Below are 18,527 nucleotides of genomic sequence, written 5' to 3' on the forward strand. Positions count from 1 at the left end.
CGTAAAACCTGTAAAAACGAATAAATCCTAATACAATGAAAATTTATAACCATTTAATTTTGACCTTCGGAGTGGCCCTGATGCTGGTTTCCTGTGGTCAACAGAACCAAAGCTCCAACGGGGCCCTGTCGTCCAGTGCCGCTGAAAAAGTGTATGTTGCCCCTGGTGAGCAAGATGAATATTACGCCTTCCTTTCAGGGGGATACAGCGGTAACCTAACCGTTTACGGATTGCCCTCGGGAAGGATGTTCAAGGAGATTCCTGTATTCTCCCAGTTCCCAACATCGGGATATGGGTATTCCGAAGAAACCGTGCCGATGTTGAACACCTCCCATGGATTTGTACCTTGGGACGATGCGCACCACCCTGACATTTCACAGACCAATGGCGAGTTGGATGGACGATGGATTTTTATCAATGGAAACAATACCCCTCGTATCGCTAGGGTTGACCTCAGCACTTTTGAGACCGCGGAGATCATCGAGGTCCCCAACAGTGCCGGGAACCACAGTTCTTCCTTCATTACGGAGAACACCGAATATGTAGTGGCCGGTACCCGATTTTCTGTTCCCGTACCCCAACGTGATATGCCCATAAATGAATATAAGGGAAACTTTAAGGGTGCCCTGACCTTTATCAGTGTCGATCCTGAACACGGTCACATGGCCATCAAGTTTCAACTCTTGATGCCAGGTTTCAATTACGACCTCTCCCATCCCGGCCGTGGAAAGTCCCATGGTTGGTTCTTCTTTACCACCTATAATACGGAAGAGGCCAATTCCCTTTTGGAAGTGAACGCTTCCCAAAACGACAAGGATTTTATTGCTGCCATCAACTGGAAGAAAATTGAGGAATATGTGAACAACGGTGGCGGCACCAAAATGCCTGCCAATTATGCACACAATGTATACGATGAACACTCCCATACCGGGACATCCACCATGCGCAATGAGGTATTGACCGTTGATCCAACCAAGGTACCGGGAGCGGTTTATTTTCTTCCCACTCCAAAATCCCCCCATGGATGTGACGTAGATCCAACAGGACAATATATCATTGGCAATGGTAAACTCTCCGCTGATTTGACCGTACACTCCTTTGATAAAATGATTGCGGCCATAGAAGGCCAGAAATTTGATGGGGAGGCCTATGGTATCCCAATCCTGAAATTTGAGGATGTATTGGCAGGACAGGTAAAAAGTGGTGGCCTTGGCCCACTGCATACCGAGTTTGATGGTAAGGGCAATGCCTATACCACATTCTTTATCTCTTCCGAGGTGGTAAAATGGCAATTGGGCACTTGGGAGGTAATCGACAGAAAACCCACCTATTATTCCGTGGGTCACCTAATGATCCCAGGGGGCAATTCCAGAAAGCCTTTTGGAAAATATGTAGTGGCCATGAACAAGATCACCAAGGACCGTTATTTGCCTACCGGCCCTGAAATGGAACACTCGGCCCAATTATATGATATTTCCGGTGACAAAATGGAATTGCTCTATGATTTCCCCACCCATGGGGAGCCCCATTATGCGGCTGGATGTCCCGCAGAACTATTAACCTCGAATTCCAAGAAAATCTATCGATTGGATGAAAACAGGCACCCCTACGCAGTGACTTCCGCAGACGGATCGAAAGTGGTACGTGACGGAAATGAGGTCCATGTGTACATGTCCACCATTCGAAGCCACTTTACCCCGGACAACATCGAAGGTATCAAGGTCGGCGACAAGGTATATTTCCACATCACCAACCACGAACAGGATTTTGATGTACCCCATGGCTTTGCCATCCTCGGCCAAAACTCATCCGAGCTCCTCGTGATGCCCGGACAGACCAAGACCTCTGTTTGGGAACCTAAGCAAGTTGGGGTATGGCCGTTCTATTGCACGGATTTCTGTTCTGCACTGCACCAAGAGATGCAAGGGTATGTCAGGGTCTCCCCTGCGAATTCCAATACGGAGCTCAAATGGTCCCTCGGCGAATAATTTGATGTATTGTCTTCATTGAACAAAGCGGGCTGTGTCGATGACCTGCCCGCTTTAATCCCTAATTTCAGTATATCGACATCAATCCACCAAAAATCATATTCAATTTGGAACCTCTAAATCAAAGAAAAATGAAAAAGGCTGGTATTTTAATGATCCTTGGCCCACTCTTCCTATTGGGATTGTATGTCTTCCCCCTTTGGAACATTATGTTGGGTGCCCCCCAATATCCCGATCCGTTGGGATTGAATATCCACATCAATGGTCTACGGGGCGTGAGCGAATTTGATATACAGAACATCGATGGCCTGAACCACTATATCGGTATGCACACCTTGCCCAAAGCTGAGGAAATGTGGGAATTTGGCACTTTTCCCATGGTCATAGGAATCATGGTAGGTATTGGAGTATTGATCGGTGTTTTGGGATATCTGGGCAAAGTAAGCTATAAATGGTTCCTCGGGTGGTTCCTATTGATGTCCATATTGGGAATATTGGGCATGTACGATTTCAATGAATGGCTGGTGGACTATGGTACCAACTTGGATCCCAATGCCATTATGAAATTGACCAATCCCGATGGAAGTCCGATGACCTACAAGCCCCCCCTATTGGGCCATGTAAAAATGCTCAATTTTGACGTCACCTCTTTGCCATCCACAGGTGCCTGGCTCATGTTCATGGGTATGATGCTCACCTTGGTGGCTGCATTCATGGGCTGGAAAAGCACAAAAAACCAAAATTGACGATCCAATGAAAAAACTATTTTTCTCTTTATTTTTGGTCGGGGTCCTGTCCTTGGGCTGCCAAGTCCGTCCAAAGCCCATTGATTACGGGCATGTCGGCTGCCACTATTGTAGTATGACCATTGTTGACCAACAACATGCCGCCCAATTGGTGACCAAAAAGGGCAAGGTCTTCAACTTTGATGCCGTTGAATGCATGATGAACCAGTTGAAAGATGAGGACGGAACCGCCATGGCCCTATTTCTGGTAAATGATTTTGATCGACCGGGAGAACTGACCGATGCCACCAAGGCCACCTATTTGATCAGTGAGAACATTCCAAGTCCCATGGGGGCATTTTTAAGTGCCTTTTCAGAAGAAGAAGCCGCCCTACATGTAAAGGACGTCAATGGAGGGGAACTCTTGACTTGGAACGCACTGAAACAACAATTTAAATTAGACTTCTAACCTTTGAACCATGTATGCCATAGCCATCGACAATACCATTGCCCAGCAATCATTCGACGGTCTACAGATCGAATATCTGGTCAAAACACCTTCATTGGAAATTTTGAGCATCAGTTTGGCCAGGGATGCCGTCTTTCCAAAGCATATATCTCCCAAAGATGTCCATTTGGTCGTTTTGGAGGGCTCTATCGATTTTTATATCGAGAACCAAATCGTTACTTTAACGGTACAACAACATTTTGGCTTTTCCAAAGGGGTAGAACACTGGGTGAAGGCCAATACAGATGCTAAATTCTTGATAATCCGGTAGTGGATATGGTACCCAAGGCAATAATCTTCATTCATTTGTTGGCTGCCACGATATGGACAGGGGGACATTTGATCCTTGCCCTTGGCATTTTGCCCAGGGCACTGAAAAAGAATGATTTTTCCATTATCGCCCAATTTGAGGAGCGGTATGAGAAAATAGGCATCCCTTCCCTATTGATCTTGGTGGTTACCGGTATCTATATGGCCACAGTGTACGCCCCATCCTTTTTCGATTGGGATTTAGGGGACCATTATACCCGGCATATTGCCTTAAAATTGATGTTGTTACTGATTACGATAGGATTGGCCATCCATGCCCGGTTCTTCTTGATACCTAAAGAGAAATTACAGCCTTTGGCATGGCATATCATCGGGGTCACCATCACTGCTGTCCTATTTGTTTTGGTCGGGTTCAGTGCACGAAGTGGAGGAATTTTATGAGAACGGACACACAACATAACGCCTATATGCTAGTATGCATCCTGCTGGTGCTCACCCAAACCGTCATGGCCAAGACTTGGACCGTTTGCACTTCTTGTGAGCACAGCTCGATCAAGGGGACCATTGAACGTGCCGAGGCCCATGACACCCTATTGGTACAAAAGGGCACATACCGGGAATATGAGATCCTGGTGGATAAACCTTTATATATCAAGGGTATTGGATACCCCATTGTCGATGGGGAGAAAAAAGGGGAGATTTTTCAGGTTCGATCGGACCACGTGACCTTGGATGGTCTTTTCATTATCAATGTCGGGGTCAGCTACACCAAGGACAATGCTGCCATTCGGGTGATACAGAGCAAGGATTTTCTCATCCAGAATATGGTCTTGGAACAATTGTTCTTCGGTATCTATCTGGAAAAGTCCTCCCATGGCAAAGTGTACCACAATAGGATTATCGGGGAGGCCGTGGATGAATACAATTCGGGCAATGGTATACAACTTTGGTATTCATCGGATATAGAAGTGCGCAAAAATCATGTCCAGGGAACGCGGGACGGCATTTATCTGGAGTTTTCCGATCAGATTACCATCACAGGAAACACCAGTATGGACAATCTTCGATACGGGCTCCATTTTATGTTTTCCAACCATGATGTCTACACCCATAATACCTTTGAGAACAATGGTGCTGGGGTAGCGGTGATGTTCTCCAAGTTCATCACCATGAAAAACAATACTTTTCGAAAGAACTGGGGCACCGCGGCCTATGGCATGCTGTTGAAAGAGATCAATGATGCGGAAATCAGCAACAACACCTTTGAGGAAAACACCATTGGCATCAATATCGAGGGATCGAACCGGATAGACTATACCGATAATGACTTTATAGGCAACGGTTGGGCCATTCGGGTGATAGGAGCCTGTTATACCAACACATTCAAAGGGAATAATTTCTTGTACAATTCCTTTGACATCTCTTATAACAGTAAACTTAACGACAACATTTTCGAAAGTAATTATTGGAGCAGTTATACCGGCTACGATCTGGATAGGAATGGCATTGGCGATGTGCCCTATCGTCCTGTCAAACTGTTTTCCTACGTAGTGAACCGTACCCCGGAGACGATTGTCCTTTTACGGAGCCTGTTCATGGATATCATCGATTTCTCCGAAAGGGTCTCCCCGGTATTCACTCCGGACAATCTGCAAGATGCCCAACCTCTAATGAAGATACGACCATGACCATAGAAATAAACAATTTATACAAAAAATTTGGCAAGAACCAAGTGTTAAAAGGTGTGGATCTGAACATTGGCAAAGGTCATATTTATGCAGTGTTGGGACCTAATGGTTCTGGCAAGACCACCTTGATCAAAAGTATCTTGGGGATGGTCATTCCTGACAAAGGGGACATCTCCATTCTGGAAAAGTCCATAAAAAAAGATTGGAGGTATCGCAAGCAGATCAATTATCTTCCACAGATTGCCAACTTTCCGCCAAATATCAAGGTCAAAGAACTGCTTCATATGATCAAAGACCTGAGGAACAGTCCCAGCGAAGAAGAAACACTGATTGCTTTATTCGGTCTGGAACCCTTTCTAAGCAAAAAACTATCCACCCTATCGGGAGGTACCAAACAAAAGGTGAACATTGTCCTGACCTTTATGTTCGACAGTCCCTTGATCATCCTCGATGAACCTACTACGGGCCTCGATCCAAAGGCCTTGATATGCTTAAAAGGATTGATACTAAATGAAAAAGCAAAAGGAAAGACCATTCTGATCACTTCCCATATCATGCAATTTGTAGAGGAAATGGCCGATGAGGTCTTGTATCTTCTTGAGGGGGAGATTTATTTTAAAGGAACCATCGGGCAATTGATGGAACAGACCGGGCAACATGATTTTGAACATGCCATCGCGGCCCTAACAACCACAGAAAGCCATGCTGAAAATTCTTAAATATAGTTTTTATGACCTTATCCGTAGCCGTTGGAGTTACGTTTATTTTTTGTTCTACCTCACTTTGGGTTTCGTGCTGTTGTTCCTGAACAATGATGTCTCCAAGGCCGTGATCACCCTGATGAACGTGATCATTGTCCTTATTCCCTTGATAGGGACCATTTTCGGGGTAATGTACTACTACAATTCACGGGAGTTCACGGAACTCCTCTTGGCGCAACCCATTAAACGCAGTTCCATTTTTATGGGACAATATTTAGGTGTTGCCGGTTCATTGACCTTGAGCCTGGTTCTAGGCTTGGGCATTCCCTTTGTCCTATATGGCCTTTTGCGGAGCAATGCCATCTTTGATTTCTCCCTCCTATTGGTAACAGGTGCATTTTTGACCTTTATTTTTGTGGGGCTGTCCTTCGTCATTGCCATATCCAACGAAAACAAGATCAAGGGATTCGGGTACGCCGTACTGTTATGGCTCTTTTTGGCCGTGGTGTATGATGGGCTGTTCCTGATGTCGCTCATCGTGTTCGAGGAATATCCCTTGGACACCTTTTCCTTGGTGGCGACCATGCTCAACCCCATTGACCTTTCGAGGATCTTGATCCTCCTCAAATTGGATATTTCAGCCCTGTTGGGGTATACCGGGGCCATATTTAAAAAGTTCTTTGGTACCGACCTCGGCTTTCTGGTCTCCATGGCCGTTCTATTTTTATGGACAGTTTTACCCATTTTAGGACTGCGCCATAAGGCCAAAAGAAAGGATTTTTAAGACTTATCCCAGGTTTTTATAAATTATAAGGCGTGAAGGACAGTATACATCAACGGCATATTCGGGTGGCAATTTCTTATTTCGCCATGGCCGCCCTGTTGGGAGTTTTACTGCGCTTCTATCCTATTTTCTCCTTTGGTTTCAACTACAGATATATGGTCCATGCCCATTCACACATTGCATTGCTTGGATGGGTATATGTAGCCTTGACCACACTGATCCATTACTGTTTTGTGGAAAAGGGTACCTCGGATAAAAAATATACACGTATCTTTTGGTTTACCCAGGTTTCATTGGTCGGCATGTTGCTCACCTTTCCGTTCCAAGGGTATGCGTTGTTTTCCATATTTTTTTCCACCTTGTTCCTCATCATGTCCTATGTGTTCTTCCATTATTTTTCCAGAAACAGCGACCCAAAATTCAGGCATGGTAACAGTCTACGATGTATAAGGGCAGCACTTTGGTATATGGTCATCTCCAGTTTGGGGCCTTGGGCACTGGGGATCATCATGGGTACTTTGGGGGCCCAATCCATTTGGTATCGGTTGGCCATCTATTTTTATCTCCATTTTCAATACAATGGATGGATGCTCCTGGCCTTGATCGGGCTGTTTCTCTTTGCGATGGAACGGCGCGACATGGTGATACCCAAAAAAAGTTTTATGTGGTTTTCTTGGATATTGAACGCAGGGGTCGTGCTCACCTTTTTTCTATCCACATTGTGGATAGAACCACCACCCTTGTTATATGTCCTTGCAGGAATTGGAGCGATTGCACAGGGCTGTGGCCTTGTCCTATTGTGGGCCATGGCCAAATATGACATTAAAGTACTGCCCCTTTCAAAACTACAGGCTTTGCTAATGAAGACCGCGGTGTTTCTCGTATTTATCAAAATAGCCTTACAATTGCTGACCGCCCTACCCTATTTTGCACGGATCGCGACCATGTATCTTGACCTTACCATTGGTTATCTACATATGACTTTTCTGGGGATGATCAGTATCGGGCTTTTCTTTTTGGTGGATTATTTTGGTCTGTTCGTGATATCAAAGAAAGCGTACCAATGGTATTTTTGGGGATTCCTTGTAACTGAAATCCTTATTTTTTATAAAGGATTTGCTGCCTGGGTACAATGGCCCATCTTTAAAGGCTATATGGAAATCCTGGCCTTGGTGAGTTTATCCATACTATGCGGCCTACTTTTATTGATGGTCTTAAACCGAAATCGAACATAAGATTCTGAGTATGTCGCCCTACTTTGACATAAAGTGTATATTTGAGACCGATTGGCGTTCCCGATGCGGAAAAATAATAAGGGACATTTTTGTCCGAATTATAATAAATGTTATCTTTGTAACGAATAAATTTAGCAATGATGTTTTCAAAAGCCTGTGAGTATGGTATTCGCGCTGCGGTCTATGTCGCATTGCAATCCTTGGATGGAAGACGTGTCAGTGTCAATGAAATTGCTGAAGAAATTGATTCCCCGATTGCTTTCACGGCCAAAATCCTGCAACAGCTCTCGAGGAGCAAGGTCATCCATTCTGTCAAGGGCCCCACAGGTGGCTTTGAGTTGGACCGAACCGAGATGGATACCGTAAAATTAAGTATGATCGTCCATGCCATCGATGGGGATGATATCTATGTTGGCTGTGGCCTTGGACTCAAGGAGTGCAACGCAAACCAGCCATGTCCTCTCCACGACAAGTTTGTCGATATCAGGACCGATCTAAAGAATATGTTGGAAAATACGAGTTTGTACGAACTGGCAACGGGACTGGAAGTTGGACTGACTTATTTGAAGCGTTAAAAAAATTTAAACCAATAAAGGACATTTTTGTCCTATTTATTAAAATAACATTTAATTCTAATATCATGAACGATACCATCGAAAAAACAGTGGGCCAGATGGTGGCCGAGGATTACCGTACCGCCCAGGTCTTTAAAAACCACAAGATCGATTTTTGCTGCAAAGGCAATCGGACCTTACAGGAAGTTGCCGACAAAAATGGTCTGGACAAGGAAGTGTTATTGCAAGAACTGGATGAAGTCCAGCGGAACAGTCAAACGGATCAGCCCGATTTCAATACATGGCCTTTGGACCTTTTGATCGACTATATCGAAAAAAAACACCATCGGTACGTAGAGGAACGTATCCCGATATTAAAACAATATCTTAACAAGCTATGTCAAGTACATGGCAACAAACACCCTGAACTGTTTGGTATTTTTGAACATTTCACCGGTTCTGCCGGCGAACTGTCCATGCACATGAAGAAGGAAGAACTGGTCCTGTTTCCCTGGATCCGTAAAATGGTGGCGGGAACGGCAGATGGAAAGACCTTGGGACCACCACAATTTGGTACAGTCCATAACCCTATTCAAATGATGATGGAGGAGCATGACAATGAAGGGGAGCGATTCCGAAAAATCGCCGCCCTGAGCGGCGATTACACCCCCCCTGCCGATGCCTGCAATACGTATAGGGTTACCTTTTCCCTTCTTCAGGAATTTGAGGAAGACCTTCATCGACATATCCATTTGGAGAACAATATCCTGTTCCCAAAAGCAGAAATATTGGAAAAAAAAGTGCTTAGCAACTAAAGCCCTTATGGCTGGAACACCCATCAAACGTCACAAGGCCCTACAGGGAGTAAGCCGTGAACACCATCACGGCCTGCTCCTATGTTGGAAGATTCGAACGGGACTTTCAAAAAAGGTAGCACCGGAACGCATAAAGACCTATGTGGATTGGTTCTTTAAGACCCATTTGATCCCACATTTTGAATTGGAAGAAACTTACATCTTTCCCATCCTGGGTATGGGCAACCCAAAAATTAAAAAAGCGTTAAGGGAACATCGAAGATTGGTCAGGTTATTTACATCCAATGTTGACCTGATCAGAAGGTTGGTACAGATTGAAGAGGAACTGGAACAACATATACGCTATGAGGAACGCCAGCTCTTCAATGAAATTCAAAAAATTGCCAGTGACGCCCAATTGGACCTAATAGAAAAATATCACAATCATGAAAAATTCAAAGACAATACCTATGACCCATTCTGGAACTAAAAGCAAAGGCAATGTCCTTACCAACCTTCACAAGCGTCTGTTCTTGGAATACAAGAGAGGTGAGATGGGCTACGCCACCATAGCGATCATAGGGCAAAGCTGTTTGGGCTCTGCAGCAGCAATGGTACTGTTGATGGGAGCATTGGATACCGCGGTAAAAATGACCTTATTGTTTTTTGTCACCATCTTCTGCATGGCGTTCAACGGGGCCGTATTGGCACAATTGAAACCTTTGACCACATTCAATATATTAATTTTGAGTGTGCTATTCAGTACAGGAATCATTATTTTACATTTGGGTTAGTTCTTCCACGCGGATGGGATAGCACCTTCCTACCATACCTCCTACAGGTGTATTTATAAAAATCTCCCAGCCTTCCAATTAGGATATCAAGTTGTACCACTTAATCAAAGGTTAAATTAATCGTATATATATAAATGATAAAAAGGTCATTTTATTGTTAATAAGTCTCTTTATAACTTTTGCCCTACCCCGATTATCCCCTAAACCCTTGGTCTAATTTTATACAATGAACTTAAATGAATTGCACCATATATGTTTTATCATCATTTTCAAGTAGTGCTCCAAGAGGTTCCAGGAGAGGTCAGTCTTTGCTTTTCCATCTCAGGGTGTCCTTTACGCTGCAAGGGCTGCCACTCCCCTTTTTTGTGGAAGGAAGGTAGCGGCTCCGAGCTGACCTCCAAGGACTATCAAAAGTACCTCGACCAATATGCCGGACTTGCAAGCTGCGTACTCTTCATGGGGGGTGAATGGCACCCGGGAGCATTGGTAAGGTATTTGAAACAAGCCCAAGAACTGGGATATAGGACATGCCTGTATACCGGAGCCGATCGGGTATCCCCTGATATCCTTGAACATCTGACCTATATCAAGACAGGAAATTGGGACAAAGCCCTTGGGGGATTGGACAGTCCGACCACCAATCAGGTCTTCCGGGAAGTGAGGACCAATAAATTGCTCAACCATTTATTCATCTCTAAATAATATTCCATATGATACGGCTTACCGGCAAACAGATTGCCAAAAAAATTGCTTTCATCGATCATTACCTGCATTCCCACAATGCTGCTGACGGCTCCAAGGTTGACGCCAATGCCAATGTCACCTCCAAGAACATTGCCACCATGGAAGCCGAGCTCAATAAGGATATCAATATCCAGGTGAACCGGGCCTTGGTCCAACAGAAGATCGCCTCACTGTTCGGGAAGGACCTGGCCGATGAATATGTGAGGCAGATAGAATCGCACGAGATCTACGTCCATGATGAGACCTCGTTAAAACCCTACTGCGCATCTATAAGCATGTATCCCTTCCTATTGGACGGGCTGACCAAACTGGGTGGGGAAAGCTTGGCCCCAAAACACTTGGAAAGCTTTTGCGGGGAATTCGTCAATTTGGTCTTTGCGGTAAGTTCACAATTCGCAGGGGCCTTGGCCACCGTGGAGTTCTTGATGTATTTTGACCACTTCGCGGCCAAGGACTATGGGCCCGACTACCTGGTGACCCACAAGAACATCATTGCCAACCATTTGCAGCATGTCGTCTACGCCATCAACCAACCTGCCGCGGCCAGGGGCTACCAATCCGTGTTCTGGAACATTTCCATTTATGACAGACCCTACTTTGACAATATGTTCGGGGATTTTGTCTTTCCCGATATGGGCAGGCCCCAATGGGAAAGTGTCAAAAGGCTTCAGGCCTTCTTTATGGACTGGTTCAACGAAGAGCGAACCAAGGCCATCCTTACCTTCCCTGTGGTCACCGCGGCCATGTTGATCAAGGACGGGGCTCCGGTCGATACGGAGTTTACGGACCTATGTGCCCATGAACTGGGCAAGGGGAACTCCTTTTTCATCTACCAATCCGAAAACGCCGACAGCCTGGCTTCCTGCTGTCGCCTGCGCAATGAGATCAGCGACCATACTTTTAGCTATTCCCTAGGGGCCGGAGGGGTCGCCACAGGTTCCATCAATGTCATCACCCTGAACATGAACCGCTTGGTGCAGCAAGGGGCGGATATTGTGGAAGAGGTCCAAAAGGTACACAAGTACCAGGTCGCTTTTAGAAAGCTCATCGATGACTACGAAAGGGCGGGCATGTTGCCGGTGTACCATGCCGGTTTGATCTCCCTGGACAAGCAATTCCTGACCGTGGGCATCAACGGGATGGTCGAGGCTGCGGAAAGCCAAGGCATCCAAGTGGGCAACAATGAAAAGTACAAGGACTTCGTCAACCGTTATCTCAAGGCCATCTATCAGGAAAACAGAAAGGCCAGGGAAACCTATGGGTACATGTTCAACACCGAATTCGTCCCCGCCGAGAACTTGGGTGTCAAAAATGCCAAATGGGATCGGGAAGACGGCCTTTTCGTCCCCCGGGACTGCTACAATTCCTATTTCTATATCGTAGAGGATGAACAGACCAATGCCTTGGACAAAATTGTATTGCATGGCAAGGAGACCATTCAATATTTGGACGGGGGTTCGGCGCTCCACCTCAACCTCGAGGAAACCCCGAACCAAGAAGGATTCAAAAAATTGATCCATGCCACGGCCAACGCTGGATGCAATTATTTTTGTTTCAATATCCGAATCACCATTTGCAATGACTGTTCCCATATCGACAAACGCACCCTTTGGGAATGCAGCGCATGCCATTCACAGGATGTGGACCATGCCACCAGGGTCATCGGGTACCTCAAACGGGTCTCCAACTTTAGTTCGGGCAGGCAAAAGGAACATGGATTGCGGCACTATCATTTGAAACAGGCCAAAAGCACCATGATGGATAAAAGGGCCGAAATCCTTTTGGCAGGTCAAAAAGCAAGTAATACTCAAGAAACCATAAAAATATAATCCCCGCCAAATAGTGCCAGCGTTCCTTGACCCATATATGATTTATGCCTTTTTGAACCGTTTCCATATCGATTTACATGCATGGAATGCGTGGTTCGCAAAAAAATAGGAATTCAATATGATCAACTGGACAAGGCCTTTGGAAGATCAACATAAATACGACGTATGACAGCACATTCATTCCATATACCTGTAATGGGAATAGCATTTACCATTGACACCCCGTTGAAAGTGGCACACTTTGGCATAGATTCGACGATTTCACTGGTAGATGATATTCTTTTGGAAAAAATGCGAAAGATGTATTGTGAAAGATTTGAAATACCCTATCAGGAGATCACTGAAAATAGCATCGACTTCAGGGCCAAAAGAATCAGTTCTTATCTCAATCTCATTAAGGATCTGGCAGAAAAAAAATTCGAACAGCTAAAGGACGTCACACACGGTTTAAGCGATGGGCTAAAACAATATTTCGATATGTTGCCGAACACCTCATCGCTTAAGAAGAAGTTTGAAAATGTAAGTCTGGGCACCCATAATCCGAAGTTGTCCAAAAATTTTCTTGATTCAAATCTTGCCATGGGGAACATTGAAGTGAACATCATGACGAAACTGGATCGGGAGAATTATCGAAAAAAGGTTCCTTTGGGCCAGATATACAATGATGCCCATGCAGCACTTAGGGGCTTTGCAGAAAGTAATCTGAACTCTTCGGTTGTTTTTTCAGCGGGCATGAACCCTAGATTGTACGGATACATCGAGGAGTTTGAAGATTTTTATCCCGACGATTTCGGGTTCATTAAAAAGAAAATCATCCTAAAGGTGAGTGACTATAGATCGGCCATGATCCAAGGCAAGTTCCTGGCCAAAAAAGGGCTTTGGGTCTCGGAATACAGGATCGAATCGGGATTGAATTGCGGTGGGCATGCCTTCGCGACCGAAGGTCATCTGATGGGACCGATATTGGCAGAGTTCCGAGATCGGAAAAAAGAACTCGTGGCCGAAATCCATTCTATTCTTGCAAAGGCCCTTATGCATAAAAAGCGCTATGTCCCCCAATCTCCCCTACCCATCAAAATCTCGGCACAAGGTGGGGTAGGGACAGCGGAAGAACACAATTTTCTATTGGAGCACTATAAATTGGATTCCGTAGGTTGGGGAACCCCGTTCCTGTTGGTGCCCGAAGTCACCACGGTTGATGACTCCACAATGGAAAAATTGTCCAAGGCCAAAGAACAGGATCTTTATCTGAGCAATATCTCGCCCTTGGGTGTCCCTTTTAATAGTCTGAAAGGAAATACAAAAGATTTGGAAAAGAGGGTCAACATTGAAAAAGGTAGGCCAGGAAGTGCCTGTCCAAAAAAATATGTTGCCATGAACAAAGAATTCACCAATGAAGGCATTTGTACAGCGTCGCGACAATACCAACATTTGAAATTAAAAGCGTTGGACGGCATGAACCTTACTCCGGAAAAACATCAAGAGGCATATGACAAAATTGTTGAGAAATCCTGTGCCTGTGTGGGATTGGGAACCGCAGCGTTATTAAAATATGGATTGGACACCAAGGCCGAAGGAAAAGGTGTTTCCATTTGTCCCGGACCCAACATGGCCTACTTTTCGAAAATCACAGGTCTTAGGGAAATGACTCAACATATTTATGGCACATCCAATTTGATCGAACGTACAGATCGGCCGAATATGTTCATCAAGGAGCTTACTATTTATATTGATTATCTCAAAATCAAGATCGAAGAAACCAGAGGTTCCACAACCCCGAGGCAATTGGCGTATCTAACCATTTTCACCAACAACTTAAACGATGGGATATCCTACTATCAGACCCTGTTGGGGAATATCAGCAAAGCCTTTTTGGACAACTCCCAAATGGTAAGGGCCTTGGATCGTTTCAGGACCGTTCTGGACAATTTCTCGGTTGAGATCCATGATTTGAAAACCATCAACGCCCAATAGGGACACCACCTCACTATCACATGAGCTTTTCAGTCCATGAACATGGTCTGGGTGAAACCTCTTACCTTCTTTTATGGAGGGGTGGATATTATATTTTCCTAAACCAAGAAACCCATATCAATGGGGATGAACCATTTCTATAAGTTCATCCAACATGGTATTGCCCCTATCCCTATGATACCACATCTGTAGCTCCTTTTTGAGGTTGTCGTCCACTTTTCCGTTTCGTTCTTTATATTCCGCTACCATTTTGGAAGCCGTTTTCGGCCTTGGTCCCCACTCCTGTATTACCGTTCCGGCACTATTGGTGACAATCAGCTTGGGAATGGAACGGGTCCCGTTGGTCAAAAAACAGTCCATGAGCCGTGGATTTTCATCCCTTAACACCAATCGTAGTTCAATTTTCGAGGATGCCTTGGCAATCTTATGAAGAAGGGGTATGGCCTGTGCCCCATCCGAGCACCAACTTTCCAGCAATACCAGCCAAACTTGCTTTTCTGGGAGCTTGCGGAACACATCAAGTCTTTCATCTGGAATGGTGATTGTTTTTTCGATCCTTCGTAATCTATGGGCATTTAATTTTGTGTTGGCAATCCTTTCTTCGCTTTGCTCGGTTCCTGTCGCTTTACCTTTAGCGACAAGGTCGTTTATCATTGAAATGTACCCGGCGTAGTCCATCCCCTTGCGGATACCTTCTTGAACCAAATGATGTACCTGCTTTGTCATAGGCCGTCTGTATTTTTTAGGTATTGACTATTTTTTATAGGTTCAAGATCAATGTTGTAGAACCCACCTATATTTTCTTTTCTTTTCAAGCACTGCCCGATGATAAGATGTGCCACATTGATCATATTTCGCAATTCACAAATACCCACGTCCACTTTCATGGTTCGGTATAGTACCTCAATTTCACTATATATCACATCCAGATGTTTGATGGCTTTATGCAAACGGTCGGTACTTCGTACAATCCCCACATAATCTTGCATAAGTGCCTGTAAATGGGCCGTGTTGTGTTTGATAAGGATGTTTTCCTTGGCAAACCGTGTTCCCGTATCGTCCCATTGGGGTATGGTAAGGGATTCCGGGAATCTTTCTTGGTGTTCCAAATACTCAAAAATATTGTGGGCATATACCAGAGCTTCCAATAAAGAGTTGGATGCCAATCTATTGGCGCCATGCAAACCTGTCCGCGAGCATTCCCCACAGGCGAATAGGTTATTTATGGTTGTTCTTCCGTTTGGATCCACGACAATTCCTCCACAGAGGTAATGCGCTGCTGGGACAATGGGAATCCAATCCGTTTCAATAGTGATATGTCTAGTCCGGCATTCGTCATAAATGTTGGGGAAATGTGCCTTGAAAGCTTTTATATCAAGGTGTGTACAATCGAGAAAAACGCAAGGGTCCCCAAATTTTTTCAACTCTTGGTCAATGCATCGGGAAACGATATCACGGGGTGCCAGTTCAGCCCTAGTGTCGTAGTCCGTCATAAATCTATGTCCTTTTTTGTTTCTTAAATATGCTCCGAAGCCCCTCACAGCCTCTGAAATCAAAAATGACCGGCCTGCCTTACCATCGTAGAGAACCGTGGGATGAAATTGGACAAACTCCATATCCTGGATCTGTGCCCCTGCCCGATACGCCATGGCAATGCCATCGCCAGTGGCAATGATAGGATTTGTAGTGTGGCCATAGACCATGCCCACTCCTCCTGTGGCCAAGACAGTGTACTCTGCGCGGAAAGTTTCCACAATACCGGATTTTTGGTCTAGTACATAGGCCCCATAACATGTCGTTGGGACCGGATTGGCCCCACGGAGTTGGTGTTCCGTAATGAGGTCTATGGCAAAATGGTGTTGAAAAATTCTGATGTTGGGTCGCTGACGCACCTGATTCAGAAGGGCCTGTTCAATCTCATACCCCGTATTGTCCTTGTGGTGTAGGATACGATGCACCGAATGGCCTCCTTCACGACCCAACGCCAACCGACCATTCTTGCCCGTATCAAAACGGACCCCCCAGGACATCAGTTCCCTTACCCGTTCCGGGCCTTCCTTGACAACCATCTCCACTATGGCCGCATCACAAAGACCGTCTCCCGCGATCAAGGTGTCGGATATATGCTTTTGATAGGAGTCCTCCCCTAAATCAGAAACGGATGCAACACCACCTTGGGCATATTTGGTATTGGATTCGTCTTCATCGGCCTTGGAAACGATAAAGACGGTCCGATCTGGACATTTATGCGCCATCTTAAGGGCAAAGGAAAGTCCGGCAATTCCCGAACCGATCACTAGATAATCCACTGAAACCATTTCTGTCCTATTTGGAAAGTTTCAACATTCGCTCAATGGGAACCCACGCTTTTTCCGCAATGGCCCGTGAAACTTCTATTTCGGGGGTTTCATCCCTAAGACAACGGTATGTTTTTAGAAGGGTGTTTGACTTCATGAAGGCACATTCACTGCAGGCACAACTGTTATCTTCCACTACCGGGGCCGGGAGCAGTATGGTGTCCGGAACTTCCTTTTGCATTTCATGAAGGATACCGACCTCCGTGGCAACTATATATTTTTTATTGGGATGCCGTTTCACATAGGTTATCATGCCAGAGGTGGAACCGATGAAGCTTGCGGTCCTTAAAATATGTTCCTCCGATTCAGGGTGGGCAATGATCATTGCATCAGGATGTTCCTTGCACAGATCTAGCAATTTATCGATACAAAAAGCTTCATGGACAAGACAACTACCCTCCCAAAGTAACATATCCCTACCTGTTTTCCCAATTAGATAGTTACCCAAATTTTTGTCCGGTGCAAAAATAATGGGAGCGGTCTCAGGAATATCCGAAATGACTTGTAGCGCATTGGACGAAGTACATACATAGTCGCTCAAGGCCTTGATTTCTGCCGAGCAGTTGATATAGGTCACTACAAAATGTTCCGGATGGGCCTTCACAAAGGGTTCAAAATCAGCTATCGGACAGGAATCAGCCAACGAACAACCTGCATTCAGGTCGGGCAACAGCACCTTTTTTGTCGGATTTAAGATCTTGGCCGTTTCTGCCATGAAATACACTCCTGCAAATACAATGATGTCTGCATCGGTCTGGGCGGCAGCTTGTGAAAGTGCCAAGCTATCTCCGACATGATCGGCGACTTCTTGGATTTCTGGACGTTGATAGTAATGGGAAAGTATAATGGCATTTTTTTCTTTTTTGAGCCTTAGGATTTCATGTTGAAGGTCCATTCCTGGCATAAAAAAATTCATTTGTTGTCCACCTTTCATAGTTTAGTTATTTCATGATCCGTTCCCTTTTTACTGAATTTTGTGGCAAGGGCACATTGTGGCAGGGATTTGGTGGAGCGAAACTAGATGCGTTGACTGTCACAAAAAATGATAAAAATCATAATTAAAGATAAAATTATCTTTTTATTATCTTTGAATACTTCAAATATGGGAATCCTATGTTGTCAAATGCTTGCAAATATGCAATTCGTGCAGTAGTTTATTTAGCCATCCATGGTAACGTAAACAATAAGTTAGGTGCAAAAATAATTGCAGAGGAGCTGGAAGTACCACAACCATTTTTGGCGCAACTGCTCCGCAAACTGACCACGAACAAATTGGTTTCTTCAAGTAAGGGCCCGGGAGGTGGCTTTTTCTTGGACCAAAAAAATATGGAAAATACGCTTTGGGAGGTTGTTTCCAGTATAGATGGGGAATACAAATTTGATGACTGTTTTTTGGGACTTTCCAAGTGCAATAATGAAAACCCCTGTCCCGTACACCATATCGTTTCTCCGTTCAAGGAAGAAATCCTCAGCAGTTTCAAGGATAAGTCCATAGCTGTTCTCGTAACGGAAATCGAACAGAACGGTACGATCATTTCCCTAAAGGGAATCGATCTATCAATATGACGTTGGACGGGAAATT

20 protein-coding genes are annotated in these 18,527 nt (G+C 44.9%); 17 read left to right on the top strand and 3 right to left on the bottom strand.

Annotated elements, in window-relative coordinates; all coding sequences use genetic code 11:
* Positions 1-35 precede the first annotated feature (35 nt).
* The 16 genes from nosZ to D2U88_RS07610 all read left to right on the top strand — a co-directional run bounded on the left by nosZ (position 36) and on the right by D2U88_RS07610 (position 14,588).
* Positions 36-1,988 carry a Sec-dependent nitrous-oxide reductase gene (nosZ, locus tag D2U88_RS07535; RefSeq protein ID WP_072880147.1) on the top strand — a complete coding sequence of 651 codons (1,953 nt, stop codon included), beginning with the start codon at positions 36-38 and terminating at the stop codon, positions 1,986-1,988.
* A 131-nt stretch (positions 1,989-2,119) separates the two neighbouring features.
* Positions 2,120-2,734 carry a hypothetical protein gene (locus D2U88_RS07540; protein ID WP_072880149.1) on the top strand — a complete coding sequence of 205 codons (615 nt, stop codon included), beginning with the start codon at positions 2,120-2,122 and terminating at the stop codon, positions 2,732-2,734.
* A 7-nt stretch (positions 2,735-2,741) separates the two neighbouring features.
* Positions 2,742-3,182, top strand: coding sequence for a nitrous oxide reductase accessory protein NosL (locus tag D2U88_RS07545; protein ID WP_072880151.1), 441 nt, complete (start codon positions 2,742-2,744; stop codon positions 3,180-3,182).
* A gap of 10 nt (positions 3,183-3,192) precedes the next feature.
* Entirely contained in the window at positions 3,193-3,492 is a 300-nt protein-coding gene (locus tag D2U88_RS07550) for a cupin domain-containing protein (protein ID WP_119639765.1), read from the top strand.
* A 5-nt stretch (positions 3,493-3,497) separates the two neighbouring features.
* Positions 3,498-3,932, top strand: a complete 435-nt coding sequence (locus D2U88_RS07555) for a CopD family protein (RefSeq protein WP_119639766.1) — start codon at positions 3,498-3,500, stop codon at positions 3,930-3,932.
* Positions 3,933-3,958: 26 nt separating this feature from the next.
* A complete protein-coding gene (locus D2U88_RS07560; protein ID WP_119639811.1) occupies positions 3,959-5,179 on the top strand; it encodes a nitrous oxide reductase family maturation protein NosD in 1,221 nt (406 codons plus the stop codon).
* Positions 5,176-5,898, top strand: coding sequence for an ABC transporter ATP-binding protein (locus D2U88_RS07565; protein ID WP_072880156.1), 723 nt, complete (start codon positions 5,176-5,178; stop codon positions 5,896-5,898). The genes D2U88_RS07560 and D2U88_RS07565 overlap by 4 nt, the downstream gene beginning before the upstream one ends.
* Complete coding sequence (locus D2U88_RS07570; protein ID WP_072880158.1) at positions 5,882-6,664, top strand: ABC transporter permease; 783 nt, start codon at positions 5,882-5,884, stop codon at positions 6,662-6,664. Before D2U88_RS07565 ends, D2U88_RS07570 begins: the two co-directional genes overlap by 17 nt.
* Before the next feature lie 32 nt (positions 6,665-6,696).
* Positions 6,697-7,899 carry a hypothetical protein gene (locus D2U88_RS07575; protein ID WP_119639767.1) on the top strand — a complete coding sequence of 401 codons (1,203 nt, stop codon included), beginning with the start codon at positions 6,697-6,699 and terminating at the stop codon, positions 7,897-7,899.
* 140 nt (positions 7,900-8,039) lie between these two features.
* Positions 8,040-8,474 carry an RrF2 family transcriptional regulator gene (locus D2U88_RS07580; protein WP_072880162.1) on the top strand — a complete coding sequence of 145 codons (435 nt, stop codon included), beginning with the start codon at positions 8,040-8,042 and terminating at the stop codon, positions 8,472-8,474.
* 65 nt (positions 8,475-8,539) lie between these two features.
* The gene (gene ric, locus D2U88_RS07585; protein ID WP_072880164.1) at positions 8,540-9,268 is read left to right on the top strand and encodes an iron-sulfur cluster repair di-iron protein; all 729 of its coding nucleotides are present in this window, start codon (positions 8,540-8,542) and stop codon (positions 9,266-9,268) included.
* Between the two features lie 7 nt (positions 9,269-9,275).
* Positions 9,276-9,737 carry a hemerythrin domain-containing protein gene (locus tag D2U88_RS07590; protein WP_072880166.1) on the top strand — a complete coding sequence of 154 codons (462 nt, stop codon included), beginning with the start codon at positions 9,276-9,278 and terminating at the stop codon, positions 9,735-9,737.
* The gene (locus D2U88_RS07595) at positions 9,718-10,041 is read left to right on the top strand and encodes a hypothetical protein (protein ID WP_072880168.1); all 324 of its coding nucleotides are present in this window, start codon (positions 9,718-9,720) and stop codon (positions 10,039-10,041) included. The genes D2U88_RS07590 and D2U88_RS07595 overlap by 20 nt, the downstream gene beginning before the upstream one ends.
* Positions 10,042-10,293: 252 nt before the next feature.
* On the top strand, positions 10,294-10,743 hold the full coding sequence (gene nrdG, locus D2U88_RS07600; protein WP_119639768.1) for an anaerobic ribonucleoside-triphosphate reductase activating protein: 450 nt from the start codon (positions 10,294-10,296) through the stop codon (positions 10,741-10,743).
* A gap of 8 nt (positions 10,744-10,751) precedes the next feature.
* Complete coding sequence (gene nrdD / locus D2U88_RS07605) at positions 10,752-12,614, top strand: anaerobic ribonucleoside-triphosphate reductase (protein ID WP_119639769.1); 1,863 nt, start codon at positions 10,752-10,754, stop codon at positions 12,612-12,614.
* A gap of 165 nt (positions 12,615-12,779) precedes the next feature.
* The gene (locus tag D2U88_RS07610) at positions 12,780-14,588 is read left to right on the top strand and encodes a hypothetical protein (protein ID WP_119639770.1); all 1,809 of its coding nucleotides are present in this window, start codon (positions 12,780-12,782) and stop codon (positions 14,586-14,588) included.
* A 117-nt stretch (positions 14,589-14,705) separates the two neighbouring features.
* Here D2U88_RS07610 and D2U88_RS07615 read toward each other — a convergent pair whose 3' ends face one another.
* The 3 genes from D2U88_RS07615 to nadA are packed head-to-tail and all read right to left on the bottom strand — an operon-like array spanning position 14,706 to position 17,840.
* A complete protein-coding gene (locus tag D2U88_RS07615) occupies positions 14,706-15,314 on the bottom strand; it encodes a thioredoxin family protein (protein WP_119639771.1) in 609 nt (202 codons plus the stop codon).
* Complete coding sequence (gene nadB / locus D2U88_RS07620; RefSeq protein ID WP_119639772.1) at positions 15,311-16,906, bottom strand: L-aspartate oxidase; 1,596 nt, start codon at positions 16,904-16,906, stop codon at positions 15,311-15,313. Before nadB ends, D2U88_RS07615 begins: the two co-directional genes overlap by 4 nt.
* A gap of 7 nt (positions 16,907-16,913) precedes the next feature.
* Positions 16,914-17,840, bottom strand: coding sequence for a quinolinate synthase NadA (gene nadA / locus D2U88_RS07625; RefSeq protein ID WP_067036096.1), 927 nt, complete (start codon positions 17,838-17,840; stop codon positions 16,914-16,916).
* 218 nt (positions 17,841-18,058) lie between these two features.
* Here nadA and D2U88_RS07630 point away from each other — a divergent pair, with 218 nt between their 5' ends.
* Positions 18,059-18,511, top strand: a complete 453-nt coding sequence (locus tag D2U88_RS07630) for an RrF2 family transcriptional regulator (protein ID WP_072880181.1) — start codon at positions 18,059-18,061, stop codon at positions 18,509-18,511.
* Positions 18,512-18,527: the final 16 nt, after the last annotated feature.

The organism is Flagellimonas aequoris (assembly GCF_003584165.1).
Lineage (GTDB): Bacteria > Bacteroidota > Bacteroidia > Flavobacteriales > Flavobacteriaceae > Flagellimonas > Flagellimonas aequoris.